Annotated in this window: 13 protein-coding genes and 1 pseudogene; 8 read left to right on the top strand and 6 right to left on the bottom strand. The window is 68.5% G+C overall.

Annotated elements, in window-relative coordinates:
• Window positions 1–19 precede the first annotated feature (19 nt).
• From AC1DKR_RS17840 to AC1DKR_RS17815, 6 genes are read left to right on the top strand one after another with little or no spacing between them, the layout of a single operon-like run.
• Window positions 20–709, top strand: coding sequence for an RDD family protein (locus AC1DKR_RS17840; RefSeq protein ID WP_032976856.1), 690 nt, complete (start codon window positions 20–22; stop codon window positions 707–709).
• A complete protein-coding gene (locus tag AC1DKR_RS17835; protein WP_033832487.1) occupies window positions 706–1698 on the top strand; it encodes a stage II sporulation protein M in 993 nt (330 codons plus the stop codon). Before AC1DKR_RS17840 ends, AC1DKR_RS17835 begins: the two co-directional genes overlap by 4 nt.
• Window positions 1688–3322 carry a DUF4129 domain-containing protein gene (locus AC1DKR_RS17830; protein ID WP_478034127.1) on the top strand — a complete coding sequence of 545 codons (1635 nt, stop codon included), beginning with the start codon at window positions 1688–1690 and terminating at the stop codon, window positions 3320–3322. The genes AC1DKR_RS17835 and AC1DKR_RS17830 overlap by 11 nt, the downstream gene beginning before the upstream one ends.
• Entirely contained in the window at window positions 3319–4509 is a 1191-nt protein-coding gene (locus AC1DKR_RS17825; RefSeq protein WP_336022422.1) for a DUF4350 domain-containing protein, read from the top strand. The genes AC1DKR_RS17830 and AC1DKR_RS17825 overlap by 4 nt, the downstream gene beginning before the upstream one ends.
• Window positions 4506–5492 (top strand): AAA family ATPase, encoded by a 987-nt coding sequence (locus tag AC1DKR_RS17820; protein WP_025877520.1) that lies wholly within the window; start codon window positions 4506–4508, stop codon window positions 5490–5492. The genes AC1DKR_RS17825 and AC1DKR_RS17820 overlap by 4 nt, the downstream gene beginning before the upstream one ends.
• Complete coding sequence (locus tag AC1DKR_RS17815) at window positions 5489–6787, top strand: DUF58 domain-containing protein (RefSeq protein WP_059065525.1); 1299 nt, start codon at window positions 5489–5491, stop codon at window positions 6785–6787. Before AC1DKR_RS17820 ends, AC1DKR_RS17815 begins: the two co-directional genes overlap by 4 nt.
• A 163-nt stretch (window positions 6788–6950) precedes the next feature.
• On the opposite strand, the gene AC1DKR_RS17810 is transcribed toward AC1DKR_RS17815, so the two are convergent.
• Genes AC1DKR_RS17810 through AC1DKR_RS17800 form a run of 3 tightly spaced genes read right to left on the bottom strand, consistent with a single transcriptional unit; the run spans window position 6951 to window position 9353 of the window.
• Window positions 6951–7598 (bottom strand): hypothetical protein, encoded by a 648-nt coding sequence (locus tag AC1DKR_RS17810; RefSeq protein WP_478034124.1) that lies wholly within the window; start codon window positions 7596–7598, stop codon window positions 6951–6953.
• Entirely contained in the window at window positions 7598–8776 is a 1179-nt protein-coding gene (locus AC1DKR_RS17805) for a glutathionylspermidine synthase family protein (RefSeq protein ID WP_478034122.1), read from the bottom strand. The genes AC1DKR_RS17810 and AC1DKR_RS17805 overlap by 1 nt, the downstream gene beginning before the upstream one ends.
• Window positions 8777–8783: 7 nt before the next feature.
• Complete coding sequence (locus tag AC1DKR_RS17800; RefSeq protein WP_363733828.1) at window positions 8784–9353, bottom strand: DUF1190 domain-containing protein; 570 nt, start codon at window positions 9351–9353, stop codon at window positions 8784–8786.
• A gap of 444 nt (window positions 9354–9797) precedes the next feature.
• On the opposite strand from AC1DKR_RS17800, the gene ilvD reads away from it, so the two are divergent.
• Window positions 9798–11636, top strand: a complete 1839-nt coding sequence (gene ilvD, locus AC1DKR_RS17795; RefSeq protein ID WP_312787952.1) for a dihydroxy-acid dehydratase — start codon at window positions 9798–9800, stop codon at window positions 11634–11636.
• A gap of 105 nt (window positions 11637–11741) precedes the next feature.
• The gene (locus AC1DKR_RS17790; protein WP_223497080.1) at window positions 11742–12341 is read left to right on the top strand and encodes a hypothetical protein; all 600 of its coding nucleotides are present in this window, start codon (window positions 11742–11744) and stop codon (window positions 12339–12341) included.
• 69 nt (window positions 12342–12410) lie between these two features.
• Here the strand turns inward: AC1DKR_RS17790 and dinG are convergent.
• From dinG to aroE, 3 genes and pseudogenes are all read right to left on the bottom strand, one after another.
• Window positions 12411–14468: pseudogene (gene dinG, locus AC1DKR_RS17785) on the bottom strand (ATP-dependent DNA helicase DinG); the annotation flags it as partial.
• A gap of 196 nt (window positions 14469–14664) precedes the next feature.
• Window positions 14665–15015: a hypothetical protein gene (locus AC1DKR_RS17780; protein ID WP_478034118.1), complete on the bottom strand. Its 351-nt coding sequence runs from the start codon at window positions 15013–15015 to the stop codon at window positions 14665–14667.
• 3 nt (window positions 15016–15018) lie between these two features.
• Window positions 15019–15864, bottom strand: coding sequence for a shikimate dehydrogenase (aroE, locus tag AC1DKR_RS17775; RefSeq protein ID WP_033832490.1), 846 nt, complete (start codon window positions 15862–15864; stop codon window positions 15019–15021).
• Between the last annotated feature and the right edge of the window lie 38 nt (window positions 15865–15902).

Genomic DNA, 15902 nt, shown 5'->3' with positions numbered 1-15902 from the left:
TTCGGCGGCCATCGCGCTGATGGCCGCGCCGATGCTCGATACCTACCGCGAGGTGGTAACGCCGGAAGGCGTGCCGCTGCAGTTGCCTGCGGCCGGCCCGATGCCGCGTGCGCTGGCCTGGCTGATCGACCTGGCCGTCCGCTTCGGCGCGCTCACCGCGCTGTCCATTCCGCTGGCCCTGCTCGATGAGTTCGGCCGCGGCCTGTACATGGCGCTGATGTTCCTGCTGATGTGGGCCTACCCCATCGTCTGCGAAGCGCTGTGGGGCCGTACCCTCGGCAAGCGCGTGCTGGGCCTGCGGGTGCTCGCGCAGGATGGCGCGCCGGTGGGCTGGATGGCCTCGATCACCCGCAACCTGCTGCGCACCGTGGACATGCTGCCTTTCGGCTACGCACTGGGCCTGATCAGCAGCCTGTTCGATCCGCATGGCCGCCGCCTGGGCGATCTGGTTGCCGGCACGATGGTGGTGCATGCACCGCCGCATTACCTGCCGCCGCCGGCCACCATCGACAGCGCGCTGGCGCCGCCGCAACCGCTGCGGCCGGAGGAACAGGCGGCGGTGATGGCCTTCGCCGAGCGCGCGCCACGCCTGTCACCCGCACGCCAGCAGGAACTGGCCGGCATCGCCGAGCCGTTGACCAGCGCGTCCGGCCAGGTCGGCGTGCTGCGCCTGTATGCAATGGCCAACTGGTTGCTGGGACGACGATGAAGCAGGAGCAGTTCGTCGCCCGCCATCAACAGGAATGGCATGACCTGGAGCAGTGGCTGCAGCATCGCGCCGGTGCCTCGCGGCGGCGCCGGCGCAGGCCGGGCGCGGAAGAAGCCGGCGATGTCAGCTTCCCGCAGCGTTACCGACGGCTGTGCCAGCAGTTGGCTCTGGCCCGCGAACGCGGCTACAGCCCGCAGCTGGTGCAACGCCTGCAGCAGTTGATGCAGCACGGCCATGGCGTGCTGTACCGCACGCCGCCGACCCGCTGGCGGCGCGCGCTGGAATTCCTGGTTGCTGATTTTCCGCTGCTGGTGCGCAGCCAGGCGCGCAGCATGTGGGCAGCGCTGGCGATGTTCGCAGTGCCGGCGCTGGCCTGCTTCGTGCTGGTGCAGGTGTACCCGGACAGCATCCACCTGCTGATGGACAACGGCCAGATTGCCGAGATGGAGCGCATGTACGATCCATCCGCCGAGCGCCTGGGCCGCGACAGCGGCACCGACTGGATGATGTTCGGCTACTACATCATGAACAACATCAGCATCGCCCTGCGCACCTTCGCCAGCGGCCTGCTGGCGGGGTTGGGCACGTTGCTGGTGCTGTTGTTCAACGGCATCACCATCGGCGCGGTCGCCGGCCACCTGCAGCACATCGGCCATGGCGGCCCGTTCTGGCGCTTTGTGGCCGGCCACGGTGCGTTCGAACTGACCGCGATCGTGATTGCCGGCGGCGCCGGCCTGCAGCTGGGCATGAAACTGCTGGCTCCCGGGCGGCGGCGCCGAGTGGATGCGCTGGTCGAAGGCGGGCGCATCGGCGCGCGGCTGTGCCTGGGCGTGGCCTTCATGCTGCTGCTGGCCGCGTTCGTGGAAGCGTTCTGGTCCTCCATCGCCGACATTCCGGCTGCAGTGAAGTTCAGCGTGGCCGGGGTGCTGTGGGCCGGCGTGCTGCTGTGGCTGTGGCGCGGTGGACGCGGAGGTGGCCATGCGGATTGACCATCTGGACGTGGTGCTGCGCGCGCGCAGCAGCTGGGAAGCGATGGAGCTGGGCAGCGCGCTGGCCCGCCGCCACGCACGTGGTGTGTGGGGCAGCTGGCTGCTGGCCAGTGCGCCGTTGTTCGTGCTGTTCAATGCACTGGCCTGGTGGCTGGATGCCTTCGGCTGGGCGTGGCTGGCGATGTGGTGGTGCAAACCGCTGTTCGAACGCGCACCGCTGTACGTGCTCTCGCGCGGCATCTTCGGCGAACGGGTCGGCCCGCGCGCTGCGCTGAGCGCGCAGCGGCAGTGGGGTGGCAGCGGCTTCTGGGGCTACCTGGGCTGGCGTCGTTTCAGCGGCCTGCGCAGCCTGTGCCTGCCGGTCAATCTGCTGGAGGGCAACGCGCCCACACACCGCGGCGCTCGCCGGCGTGCAGTCGCTGCCGGCGCCGCGGGACCCGCACTGGTGCTGGCGCTGATCTGCCTGGCATTCGAGCTGGTGCTGGTGGTGGGCGCGATCGCCACCCTCTTCATCTTCATCCCGCTGGAACTGCTGCCCGAATCCTGGCGCGCAGCGTGGGCGATGGTCAGCGTGGAGGCGCCTGCGTGGGCCAAGCTTGGCCTCAACCTGTTGTGCTGGCTGGCGGCGGCGCTGATCGGGCCGTTCTACGTGGGCGCCGGCTTCGGCCTGTACTTGAACCGACGCACGCAGATGGAAGCCTGGGACGTGGAAATCGCCCTGCGCCGCCTGCGCGAACGCCTGCTGCCGGTCGCCTCTTCGTTGGTGCTGCTGTTGTGCCTGGCGCTGCCGTTGGCGCCCGTGCACGCACAGGACGCCGACACGCCGGACGCCGCGCAGACCGCCACGGCCAACGCCGATGAAGACGCAGAAGCGGAAGACGCTGAAGAAGCCGAAGAAGCGGCCACTGCGGAAAACGATCCGGCCAATACACCGGCGGTGATCTTCGGCGACACGCCGGTGGATACCGCTGGCTTCCGCCAGGCCGTGAACCGCGCCTACGAAGATCCGCTGCAGCGGCCGACGCGGCAGGTCAGCCGATGGAAGCCGATCGAAGACGCCGCCGAGAAGCAGAAAGACAAGAAAGAGCTGCAGAAGGACAGCAGCAGCAACGCGGACCGCACGTCGCGCAAGAGCGGCCAGTTGTGGCTGGCTCGGCTCGCCGAATGGGGCCTGTGGGGGCTGCTGGGGGTTCTGCTGCTGGTGCTGCTGTTGACCGCGCGGCTGTGGCTGCCGTGGTTGCGCGGTTCCGGCCGCCGCAAGGAAAAGCAGGCACCGCAGATCACCGAAGAGCAGGTGGAAATGCCGGTGGTGCTGCCGCCGGATGTGGCGACCCAGGCTGGGTTGCTGTGGGACCAGGGACAGCCACGGCAGGCGCTGGCGCTGCTCTATCGTGCCAGCGTGCGCACGCTGGTGGAGCGCACCGGCATCGCGTTGCCGCCCGGTGCCACCGAAGCACAGTGCCTGCGTGCCTCGCGGCGCATGTCCGACAGCACCGACCGTGAACTGTTCGCGCGCATCGTGCGCATGTGGCAGTACGCCGCCTACGGCGGGCGCCTGCCCACCCGCAGTGATTTCGACGCGTTGGCCAGCACGCTGCGCCAGCAGTACGGGTGGCAGGCATGAGCCCGCGCCTGTTCTGGTCGTTGCTGCTTGGTGCGCTGGTCCTGCTCGGGGTGCCGCTGACCATCCTGTTCCTGCGCACGCATGAAAAGGTGACCGAGACCGTCGTGCTGCCGCCGCAGGGCGAAGCCAGCTACAACCCGCTGTATGTGCTGGGCCAGGCGCTGCGCGCCGACGGCATCGAGGTGCAGTCCCGGCAGCGGCTGGACCTGGCACAGATGCCACTGGCCGCCACCGATACGGTGGTGCTGCTGCAGGATACCGCCGACATGCCGCCGCGCACTGCGCAGGCCCTGCTGGACTGGGTCGGCACGGGTGGCCATCTGCTGCTGCGCACGCAGCCACCGGCCGAGGACGATGCCAGCAGCACGCAGGGTCCCCTGCTGGACAGGATCGGCGTGGACAGCCTGTTCCATGGCAGCGACTGCCAACCCTTCCACGTGGTGGATGATCCCAGCCACGTCGAGTTCTGCGGCGGCCGGCGCTTCAGCCTGGGCTTCCAGGCCAACGCCACGGCCGAGCGCCGCTGGGGTGGCCAGGAAGGACTGGTGTTCGCGCGCCTGCCGCACGGCAAGGGCCGCATCGACGTGCTGGCGGACATGGACGTCATGCGCGGTGAAGGCCCGTCCGCATCAACACGCCGCCGCAGTGTCGACGCCGATGCCGTTGCCCGCGATGGCCTGCATGACCTCTCGCACCGCGACCTGACGCGCTACCTGCTCGATCCCAACTACGGGCGCGGCACGATGTGGCTGGTGTACGGCAGCCGCCCGCCCTCGCTGGGCGCGCGCATCTTCTACCAGGGCTGGCCGCTGTGGGTGCCGCTGCTGCTGGCGATCCTCGGCTGGCTGTGGTCACGCGCGCAACGCTTCGGCAGTGCCCTCCCCGCGCCGGTGATCGAACGCCGTTCGTTGCTGGAACACGTCCGCGCCAGTGGCGAACTGCTGCTGCGCTTCGGCCATGGCACGCGCCTGTACCTGGCCGTGCAGGCACTGTTCCTGCACCGCTTGCGCCTGCGCGCGCCCGTCGCTGCGGCACTCGACGGTGCTGCGCGTGACCAGGCCATCGCCGCGGTGCTGCAATGGCCCGTCAGTCGAGTCGCCAGTGCACTCACTCCGCCTTCGCCGCATGATTCCTCCGCCCTGCGCGAGCGCATCCGCTTGCTGCTCCAGATGAGATCCCTGCTATGACCGATGCCCCTGAACTTCCGGCGGCTGCCACCGCCCGCCTGATCGAACGCGTCGACGCCATCCGCCAGGCCGTCGGCCATGCCTTCATCGGCCAGGCCGATGTGCTCGACCAGATCCTGGTCGCCCTGCTGGCCGGTGGCCACGTGCTGATCGAAGGCGTGCCCGGCCTCGGCAAGACCCTGCTGGTGCGCGCGCTGGCACAGGCACTGGAACTGGACTATGGCCGCGTGCAGTTCACCCCCGACCTGATGCCCAGCGACGTCAGCGGCCATGCGGTGTACGACCCGAAGAGCGAGAGCTTCAAGATCCGTCGCGGCCCGGTGTTCACCAACCTGCTGCTGGCCGACGAGATCAACCGGGCCCCGGCCAAGACCCAGTCCGCGCTGCTGGAAGTGATGCAGGAAGGCCAGGTCACCATCGAAGGCAAGGCCTTCACCCTGGCACCGCCGTTCATGGCGCTGGCCACGCAGAACCCACTGGAACAGGAAGGCACCTATCCGCTGCCGGAAGCGCAGCTGGACCGTTTCCTGCTGAAGGTGCTGATCGACTATCCGCAGCTGGAGGACGAGAAGCGCATGGTCGCGGCGATCACCAGCGGCCGTGCCGCCAGCGATTTCGACCTGAGCCAGGTGCCGCGCGTGCTTGGTGCCGGCGAACTGCTGGCGCTGCAGCAGGCCACCGCGGCAATCACCGTGGATGACGAAGTGATCGACTACGCGGTACGCATCGTCGCTGCCACCCGGCAGTGGCCGGGCATCGCCGTCGGTGCCGGCCCGCGCGGCAGCATTGCCCTGGTGCGTGCCTCGCGCGCGCAGGCGGTGCTGGCCGGTCGCGACTTCGTCACGCCCGATGATGTGCGCGACATCGCCCGCCCTGCCCTGCGCCACCGCATCGCATTGGCACCGGAGCTGCAGATCGAAGGCCAGGGTGCCGACGACGTGCTGGGTGCGCTGCTGGCCAAGGTGGAAGCGCCGCGCCGATGAGGCCTGCGCCGCTGCTGCTGGCGTTGTTGTTGGCCTGGGCTGCGCTGGGCGGCGTGGTGCTGGCCGGGCTGCTGCCACGCTGGAGCTGGGCGCTGGCCGGTGCACTGGTTGCGGTGCTGGCACTGGTTGATCTGTGGCGGCAGCGGCGACGACCATCGCCCAGCGTCGAGCGCGACGTGCCCGAAGCCCTGGCACTGGGCGTGCGCCGCGAGATCGGCCTGCGCCTGCAGTCCGGGCAGGCCATGCAGGTACAGGTATTCGATCTGGTGCCAGGCGGTTGGCCACTGGAATCACTGCCGCAACGCGTGCAGTTGCGGGCGGGCCATGCCAGTTCGCTGCATTACCACGTGCAGCCGCAGCAGCGCGGCCGCTTTGCCTTCGAAGGCGTGCAGCTGCGCATCCGCTCGCCATGGCGGTTGTGGTGGCAGCAACGCACGCTGCCACCGGCGCTGGAGGTGCGGGTCTATCCCAACTTCGTGCCACTCACCCGATTTGCGCTGTTCAGTGCCGACCAGGCCTCGCGACTGGTCGGTGCACATGTGAAGCGCCGCCGTGGCGAAGGCACCGACTTCCACCAGATGCGCGAGTACCGCATCGGCGACAGCCTGCGCCAGCTCGACTGGAAGGCCACCGCCCGCGCGCGCAAGCTGATCTCGCGCGAGTACCAGGACGAGAAGAACCAGCAGCTGCTGCTGATGCTCGACAGCGGCCGGCGCATGCTGGCCAGCGAAGGCGGGCTCTCGCATTTCGACCATGCCTTGAACGCCTCGCTGGTGGTGGCCTACCTGGCATTGCGCCAGGGCGATGCTGCCGGCCTGTTCGCGGTAGGCGGCGAGCGTCGCTGGGTGGCGCCGCAGCGCGGCATGGACACGGTGCAGCACCTGTTGCGCGCCAGCTATGACCTGCAGCCGCAGGCCGTGGCCACCGATTACCTGGCTGCCGCCACCGAAGTCTCACTGCGCCAGCCCCGGCGCGCGCTGGTGATGCTGGTCAGCAACGTGCGCGACGAGGACATCGAAGACCTGCTTGCGGCGGTGCGCCTGCTGCAGCGCCGCCATCTGGTGTGCGTAGCCAGCCTGCGCGAGCGCGAGCTGGATGCTGCGCTGGAGGGTGAGGTGCACACGGTGGAAGATGCCGCGCAGGCCGGTGCCGCCGCGCTGTACCTGCAACAGCGCGCGCAGGCGCATGACGCGCTGCGTGCCGAACGGGTGATGGTGCTGGACGTCACTGCCGATGCCCTGCCCGCCGCGCTGGTGGAGCGCTATCTGGCGGTGAAGCGCGAAGGGCTGCTGTAACCGGTAATGCCGGCCGCTGGCCGGCGGAACACCACAACCGCCGGGCATGGCCCGGCGCTACCGACGCTCCGCCTTGGTAGATGCCAACCTTGGTTGGCACACCATCAACGGCGCCGACCAAGGTCGGCCTCTACCAACAGCGGTTGCCGGCCAGCGGCCGGCACTACCCCTGCAGCAAGCGCTTCTGCAACCGCTCCACCGCGCGCTGCAGCAGCACGCGATTCCGCGCCAGCTTCATCCACTGCGGCAGCCGCGAGAACATCGAGCGATGATGCCCTTTGGTTTCACGCAGTGTCGCGACAGCGTACTCATGAAGCGCCTGCAGATGCTCGGCGTTGTAGGCCCACAGCAAACCGACACGGGCGGGTTCAACCAGATGCAGCGGTAGGCCGAAGTGCGGATCAGCCGGCTCGGCATCGCGCAGCGGGGCGGCCGACACGTCGACATCGCTGCTGCGCCCACATTGTCCACATCGCGCGGGAAAGGTGGCCGGCGAACGAACGCCCGACGCGATCCGGCGATGCACGTACAGCCATTGGTGCCCGCAGTACCCGCACGGCCGACGCCCCGACATGCACACCGCACCCACCCAGTCGCCACTGTCCAGCGCAACGCTGCAGCCGGTGCAGCGGAAACGCACCGTCCAACGGTAGGGCTGCCAGCTCGCCAGCACCCAGCCCGGCGTATCGCAGCGGTGGCAGCGCACCGCGATGCGGTCGGCGAACGCATTCAGGCCGCGACCATCGTCGAAATGACGGCCCGGCACGGGAGCAGGACGCCCACGCCGACCGGGCGGGCGCCGCACCGCCATCAGACGTAGATCCGCGTCGGCGCTTCGTCGATGATCGCGTGCGGCACGAAGCGCGCACTGTCGCGGGTGATCGCGCTGTCGTCCTCGCGGATGCCGATGCCGCAGGCGTGGTCGCCGATCACCCAGCTGCCGATCAGCGGGTAACCGCCTTCGAAGCGGGTGAGCGGATGCGCACGCTGGAGGATCGCCGGACCGTCGTACGGACCGTCGCTGCGCTGCGTGCTGCCGTCGGCCAGGTGCATCTCGATGTTGGCACCTTCGCGCGAGAACAGCGGCTTGCGCACCCAGCCCGAGGCCAGCGCGCTGCCGTCATCGAAGTGTGCTTCCAGCAGGTTCGGATGACCGACGTTGCGCTGCCACAGCAGCGGCAGGATGCCCTTGTTGCTCAGCACCGCCTTCCACGCCGGTTCCAGCAGCTGCACGCCCGAGCCCGGCAGCGCGCGACCGAATTCCTCGGCCATCAGGTCTTCCAGCGGGTACAGCTTGAACAGCGTGCCGATCACCGTATCGTCCAGCGCGGTGAAGCGCCCGTCTTCGGACAGGCCGATGTCCTCGATGGCGATCGCCTGCCCGTGCAGGCCCGTCTGCGAAGCGCAGTCGCGCAGATACTCGACCGTACCGCGGTCTTCGTCCGAGCTGCCCACCGCACTGAAATACAGCGGCGGCGGCAGCTGCGTGGCCAGTTCGCCGAAGCGTTCGACCAGGGCTTCATGGATCGCGTTGAACTGGTCGGCGTGCTGCGGCAGGCGGCCGGCGTTGCGCTGGTCCTCCAGCCACTGCCACTGGAAGAAGCTGGCTTCGAACAGCGAGGTCGGCGTGTCGTAGTTCAGTTCGTACAGCTTGGCCGGGCCGGTGCCGTCGTAGGCCAGGTCCAGGCGCCCGTACAGGTGCGGCTGGCGCTGGCGCCAGCTGTCGGCGATCCAGTCGCGGTAATGCGCGGGGATCGCCAGCTGGTTCATCAGGCGCTCGCTGGCGATGACATCGCCGACCAGGTCCATCGCCATCTGGTGCAGTTCGGCGCTGGGGTCTTCGATGTCCTGTTCGATCTGGCGCAGGGTGAAGGCGTAATACGCCCTTTCATCCCAGTACGGCTGGCCGTCGATGGTGTGGAAGCGGAAACCGGCTTCCTCCGCGCGCGCCCGCCACTGGGCACGCTCGGCAATACGGATACGTTGCATGGGTCGATCAGCCGCCGACGCTGCTGCCGCTGCGGCGCGCACTGGTGCTGCCGAAGCCGCTGCGGCTGGCGGTCACCGCACGGTTCGGTTCGCTGCTGACCGGGGCCAGCCCGGCCTTGCCCGCACCGATGCCGCTGGCGGTGTTCAGGCCGCCGCTGCCACCCGGGGCAGGACGCGCCCAACCGGCGCTCTTGTCCTGGTAGGCAGGCGCCGAAGCCGGCGCCTGCGGGGCCAGGCCACCGCGGTTGCTCAGCATCTGCGACATGAAGAAGCCCATCATCATCGGACCGATGAACGAGGTGCCGGCCGAGGTGTGCTGCTGCACGCACTGCTCAGGCTTGTAATCCTGTTCGCAGGCTTCCTTGGTCGCGTACTTCGGCGCTGCGTCGGCAGACTTCTTCTGCGCGTCGGCAAACGCATTGCGGCACGCCGAAGGATCAGCAGTAGCCGTGGTGCAGGCCTCCACCGAGGTATACAGGCCTTCCTGCACCTGCACCTGTTCTTCCTTCTGGCAGGCAGTGAACAGCAGCGGCGCAGCGCTCATCAGCAGCAACGCGGTGGTGCGGGAACGTTTCATGGCCTCATGCCTTCAAGTCGGAACAATGCCCCATCATGCCAAATCCGGGCCAACAACCGGAATCGGCAAAGTAGGAAAGATGAACGGAATTTCATTTTCGTCGTCCTCTCCCTCGATCCATCCATGCATGGCGTGGATCTACTGGCCCACGGCCAACTGTCGGAGGCGGGGTGGGTCCGGTTGCGGGGGCGTGAGCGCCATGGATGGCGCGACCGAGCCTACATGGACGTATTTACGGCGTCCCCCGCCACCGGACCCACCCCGCCATCCCAGGGATAGCCAGTTTTTGACGTTGACGTTGCCGTTGCCATTGCCGTTGCCGTTGATTCGGCAGGTGCAGGGCGCAGCCCTGCCGGACCACCTCCGGTGGTTGCAGCAGCAACCGAAAAACTCCGCCATGATCAACCGACCCCCACGTCGTACGGCCCGCCCGTTCCGCCAGCCATGCCCGAATACCGCTCCCGCACCTCCACCGCCGGCCGCAACATGGCCGGTGCCCGCGCCTTGTGGCGTGCCACCGGCATGAAGGATGGCGACTTCCACAAGCCGATCATCGCCATCGCCAACTCCTTCACCCAGTTCGTGCCCGGCCACGTGCACCTGAAGGACCTCGGCCAGCTGGTCGCGCGCGAGATCGAACAGGTCGGCGGCGTCGCCAAGGAATTCAACACCATCGCCGTGGACGACGGCATCGCCATGGGCCACGACGGCATGCTGTACTCGCTGCCCAGCCGCGAGATCATCGCCGACGCCGTCGAATACATGGTCAACGCCCACTGCGCCGATGCGCTGGTGTGCATCAGCAACTGCGACAAGATCACCCCCGGCATGCTGATGGCGGCGCTGCGCCTGGACATCCCGGTGGTGTTCGTCTCCGGCGGACCGATGGAAGCCGGCAAGACCAAGCTGTCCGAGCACAAGCTGGATCTGGTTGATGCGATGGTGATCGCCGCCGATGAAAGCGCCAGCGACGAGAAAGTAGCCGAGTACGAGCGCAGCGCCTGCCCCACCTGTGGCTCGTGCTCGGGCATGTTCACCGCCAACTCGATGAACTGCCTGACCGAAGCACTGGGCCTGTCGCTGCCGGGCAATGGCACCACCCTGGCCACGCATGCCGACCGCGAAGCGCTGTTCCGTCGCGCCGGCCGCCTGATCGTCGAACTCTGCCACCGCTGGTATGGCGGCGAAGACCCGCGTGCGCTGCCGCGCGGCATCGCCACCCAGGCCGCGTTCGCCAACGCCATGACCCTGGACATCGCCATGGGCGGCTCGACCAATACCATCCTGCACCTGCTGGCCGCTGCTCAGGAAGCAGAGGTCGACTTCGACCTGTCCCACATCGACGCACTGTCGCGGCGCGTGCCACAGCTGTGCAAGGTGGCGCCGAACTCGCCCAAGTACCACGTCGAAGATGTGCACCGCGCCGGTGGTGTGTTCGGCATCCTCGGTGAACTGGATCGCGCCGGCCTGCTGGATACTTCGGTACCGACCGTGCACAGCGCCACGCTCGGTGAGGCACTGGATCGCTGGGACGTGATGCGCAGCGACAACGACACCCTGCACACCTTCTTCAAGGCGGGTCCCGCCGGCATTCCCACCCAGGAAGCCTTCAGCCAGGCCACGCGCTGGCCGTCGCTGGACCAGGATCGCGCCGAAGGCTGCATCCGTGCGCTGGAACATGCCTATTCGCAGGAAGGCGGGCTGGCCGTGCTGCGCGGCAACCTCGCCGTCGACGGCTGCGTGGTGAAGACGGCAGGCGTGGACGAATCGATCCACGTGTTCGAAGGCAATGCGCGCGTGTTCGAAAGCCAGGACGCCGCCGTGGCCGGCATTCTTGCCGATGAAGTGAAGCCAGGCGACGTGGTGGTGATCCGCTACGAAGGCCCGAAGGGCGGCCCGGGCATGCAGGAGATGCTGTACCCGACCAGCTACCTGAAGTCGAAAGGCCTGGGCAAGCAGTGCGCACTGCTGACCGACGGCCGATTCTCCGGTGGCACCTCGGGCCTGTCGATCGGCCACGTTTCGCCGGAAGCGGCCAGCGGCGGTGTGATCGGACTGGTGGAGGATGGCGACCGCATCCGCATCGACATCCCGGCCCGCCGCATCGACCTGCTGGTGGAGGAGGCGACGCTGGCCCAGCGCCGCGCCGACGCCGATGCACGGGGCTGGAAGCCGCGCGCACCGCGCCCACGCAAGGTCACCAGCGCGCTGAAGGCCTATGCCCTGCTGGCCACCAGCGCCGACAAGGGCGCCGTACGCAACACCGCCCTGCTTGGCGACTGAAGACGGGTAGTGCCGGCCGCTGGCCGGCAGCTGCAGCGCACGTTGCCTGTCGTGCCGTCCACCCCGGGGGTGCATCATGTGCGACCCCCACACATGGACCTCCTGATGCGCCATTTCCTCAGCCTGATATCGCTGGCACTGGCCACTGCGTCCACGCCGGCGTTCGCCGACGAATGCCGCTTCGACAATCGTGCCCAACTGCTGGCGATGTCTCCGGCAGCATTCGACCACGGCCCCGGCGAGGGTTGGGACGCGCTGGTCCGGCGCGCCGGCTGCCAGTTGGAACTGGCTGACCTGTTCGCCGCATACCGGCGCCAGGCCAAGGCAAGCGGCCACCCAGCGTTGGCCTGGCACGAGGCGCAACTGCGCGCCTACGCGGGGCAACGCGATCCGGCCAGCGCGCTGATGCGCTTGACGTACAAGCCGGCGGGCGCCGATCCGGAAGGATGGAACCTTTATGTGGATGCGACCATCGCCTTTCTCGACGACGACCTGCCGGCACTGCGACGTGCCCGCGCGCGGTTGGCGGCGCTGCCGCTGCCGCCGGGCGCCACGCTCAGCGACGGCATGGCCGGAATGCAGACCAGGCAAGGCCCGCAGCGCGTCGCATGGCCGCCGCGGCTGCAGACCGTGGATGACCTGATCCGCTGCATGTACCAGCCCTACGCACTGGCATCCGAGTCGTGCCCGCAGTCGCAGGACTGAAGGGCGAAACGACCCTGCTCGCACGGCCGGGTCAGAGCCCTTCCTGCGGAAGGGATCTGACCCCGCTGCTCAGCCGATGGTGCGCTTGAACGGCGGCAGCGCGTCGATGATGCGCTTGCCGTAACGGCGGGTCAGCAGGCGCGAGTCGAGGATGATCACCCGCCCGGTGTCGGTGGAGGTGCGGATCAGGCGGCCGGCGAACTGGGTCAGCGTGCGCAGCGCATGCGGGATCGCGATCAGGTTGAACGCATTGAGCCCACGCGCTTCCACCCATTCGCTCAGGGTGGCGGTCTGCGGATCGGTCGGCACCGCGAACGGCACCTGGGTGATCACCACCGTGGTGCAGGCCTCACCGGGAAGATCCAGGCCTTCGCCGAACGAGTTCAGCCCGAACAGCACCGAACCTTCGCCGGCGGCGACACGGCGCAGGTGTTCGTCGATCATGCGCGTCTTCGACATCTCGCCCTGCACCAGCACCTGCTTGCGCTTGGCGGCCGGCATCAGGCCCGCCACCTTCTCCATCTTCCAGCGCGAGGTGAACAGCACCATCGAGCCCTTCGTCCAGTCCAGTTCCTTGCCGATGTAGCGCGCCACTTCGCGCGGATGGCCTTCGCGGTCATCGGGCGTGACCGGGAACGGCGGCACGATCAGCTCGGCCTGGTTGGGCAGGTCGAACGGCGAGGACAGCGAGACCATCTCAGCGGTTTCGGGGATGCCGTTGTCGATCGCCAGCGCCTGGAAGTCGCCGCCACCGGTCAGCGTCGCCGAGGTCATCACCACCGAATCCACTTCATCCCACAACAGCTTGCGCAGCACGTGCGCGGCCGACACCGGCGAGCCATGCAGCACCAGGTCGCCATCGCGGGTGGCGGTCACCCAGCGCGCCATCGGTGGCGCGCCTTCCTTGTCCTCGCGGCGCCAGACCTGCCACAGGTTGTACTGCTGCTCGATCATCTCCAGGGCCATGCCGAGGTTGCGCTGCAGGCGCTCGCGCGCCGGATCGTCCGGCTTGCCCTTGGCGACCTGCGCGGTGGCCGCGTGCGCCCAGTTGTAGAGGCTGCGGGTATCGTCGGCCAGCGCCGCGATCGGCTCGCGCCAGGCCTCCGGCAGGCGTCCGTTGGCGGCGCGCCACATCGGCTCCTCGTCGGCCGGCGCCGGCATCCATACCGCCTCGACGTGGTCGCGGAACATGCGCAGGCCCTTGGCCACGTTGCTGGCCGCGTCGATGGCTTCGTTCGGCAGCAGGTTGCCGAGGCGATCCTTGTCGACCGCGCGGTAGGCACCGGCGATCAGGATCTGCAGGCGGCCGGTGCGCTTGGCCATTTCATCCAATGCCAGGCTGGCCGCGCCCTGGTCGATGGCCACGTTGCCCACGTGGTGGCCTTCGTCGAGTACCAGCAGCATGTCCGACGGCGCGGCGATCATCGGCTGGCCGTTGTCGCTGTCACCAATGGACAGCGCCGACAGCAGCAGCGCGTGGTTGGTGACCACGATCTGCGCATCGCGCACGGTGTTGCGCGAGCGCAGCACCGCGCATTGCGCCGAGTACGCGCAGCGTCGCCCCGCGCAGCCTGAGGCCGGGGTGGTGATACGGCTACGCAGGCCAGGACTGATGGTTTCCGGTGCGTTGTCGATGTCGCCGTCCCAGCTGCCGCTGGTGAAGGCCACGGTGAGGCGCTTGGCGATGTCCATCTCGATCGGCGCCAGCGGGCGGTCGAACAGCGGCTGCTCGTCCTCGAACATGCCGTTCTGCGCGCCCTCGCCGTGCGCCTCGGCGGCGTTGCGCGTGCACAGGTAGCGGGTGCGGCCCTTGGCCAGGGCAACGGTCGCCTCCAGGCCGGTGGCCTTGAGGAAGTTCGGAATATCGCGCTCGACCAGCTGCGACTGCAGCGCCACGGTACCGGTGCTGATCACCAGCTTCTTCTTGCTGGCCAGGGCAATCGGCACCCCGGCGGTCAGGTAGCCCAGGCTCTTGCCAACGCCGGTCGGCGCCTCGACCACGCCCACGCCACCGCTGGTGGACAGCGCACGCGACACCACGCCGATCATCTGGCTCTGCGAGCGGCGGGTGGAGAAGCCGGGGGTATTGGCCTGCAGCGTCGTGTACGCCTTGCGGATCGCGTCCTTCAAGGTGTCATCGAGCTTGCGTGGAGCGGCGACGGTTTCGGTCACGCCAGAACTACCGTAGCGGGGTCAGGCCGGCCATTGTCGCATGGCCGGCCACGGCCTCCGAGGCGTGGGCGCTGAACAGGGTCAGCCGCGTCGCGCGATGGCTGGATGCGCGCCCCGCAACACCCCGACGCGGCCAAGGCCGCCATCGGGGTCAGGGCGCCGCAGCGCGCAGCCGCAGCAGCCGTACCAATGCCCAGACCAGCAGTACCGTGCCAACGGCATCGAGCATCGCCAGGCCGAAGTGGACCACACCCAGCACGGTACTCAGCTGCGAGATCGCACTGAAGTCACCGTTGCTGACCATCCACATCGGCACCAGGTTGGCCAGCAGGCTGCCCATGCTGGACGCCAGCAACAGCAGCAGGCCGGTCAGCGCGCCGGTGCGTGCCGGATCGCGCGGCGCGCCCATTACCCAGACCAGGCCGACGCACAGGGCAATCAGCACCGGCAGGCGCACGCCGACCATGGTCAGCAGGGAGACCATCAGAGCCTGGGTATCCATCGATCAGTCCTGCCCGGCGAAGGCGCCGGCACCGGCGCGCAGCTGCTGGTAGACCTCGTCGGTCTGCGGGCGTACGGCATGCCACTGCAGGAAGCTCTCCGCCGCCTGCTCGACCAGCATGCCCAGGCCATCGACCGTGTTGCGGCACTGCGCGGCGCGCGCCCAGGCCAGGAAGGCGATGGCGGCCTCGCCGTAGTTCAGGTCGACGGCCGTGGTCATCGAATTGACCAGCGACAGCGGCAGCTTGAACTCGGCGTCGCGATCACGGCCGGCCGAGGTGGCGTTGAGGATCAGTTCGAAATCACCGAGGTCGCGCAGATCATCCCAGTAGCGGCTGAGCGCGCGGCCCGGCTCGCCCATGGCATCGATCAGTTCATCGGCACGTTCCGGCGTGCGGTTGACCACCACCAGTTCGGTGATGCCGGCATCCAGCAGCGCCGGAGCGACGCTGCGCGCCGAACCACCGGCGCCCAGCAGCAGCACGCGGCGGCCGCGCAGGTCCAGGCTGTGGCGGTCGGTGAGGTCGCGCACCAGACCGATGCCATCGGTGGTGTCACCGTGCCAGCGGTCGCCCTTGCGCAGCAGGGTATTGACCGAGCCGGCGCGGCGCGCGCGTGCGGTCAGCGTAGTGCACACCGAGAACGCCGCTTCCTTGTGCGGTGAGGTGACGTTGGCACCGACACCGCCTTCGGAGGCGAACGCCTCCAGCCCGGCCAGGAATGCGTCCGGGGCGAGATCGATGCTGCGGTAGTCGAGGGAGATGCCTTCCTGGCGACCGAACGCAGCATGGATCTGCGGCGACTTCGAGTGGGCGACGGGGTGTCCGAAGACGGCGTAACGATCGGTCATGGAATCCTCAAGCTGGCTAGACTGGTGCTCTTTCGTGC

Source organism: Stenotrophomonas sp. 01N47 (assembly GCF_056399165.1).
The sequence above is the reverse complement of the archived record's forward strand: the minus strand, read 5'-3'. Positions and strand labels throughout refer to the sequence as shown.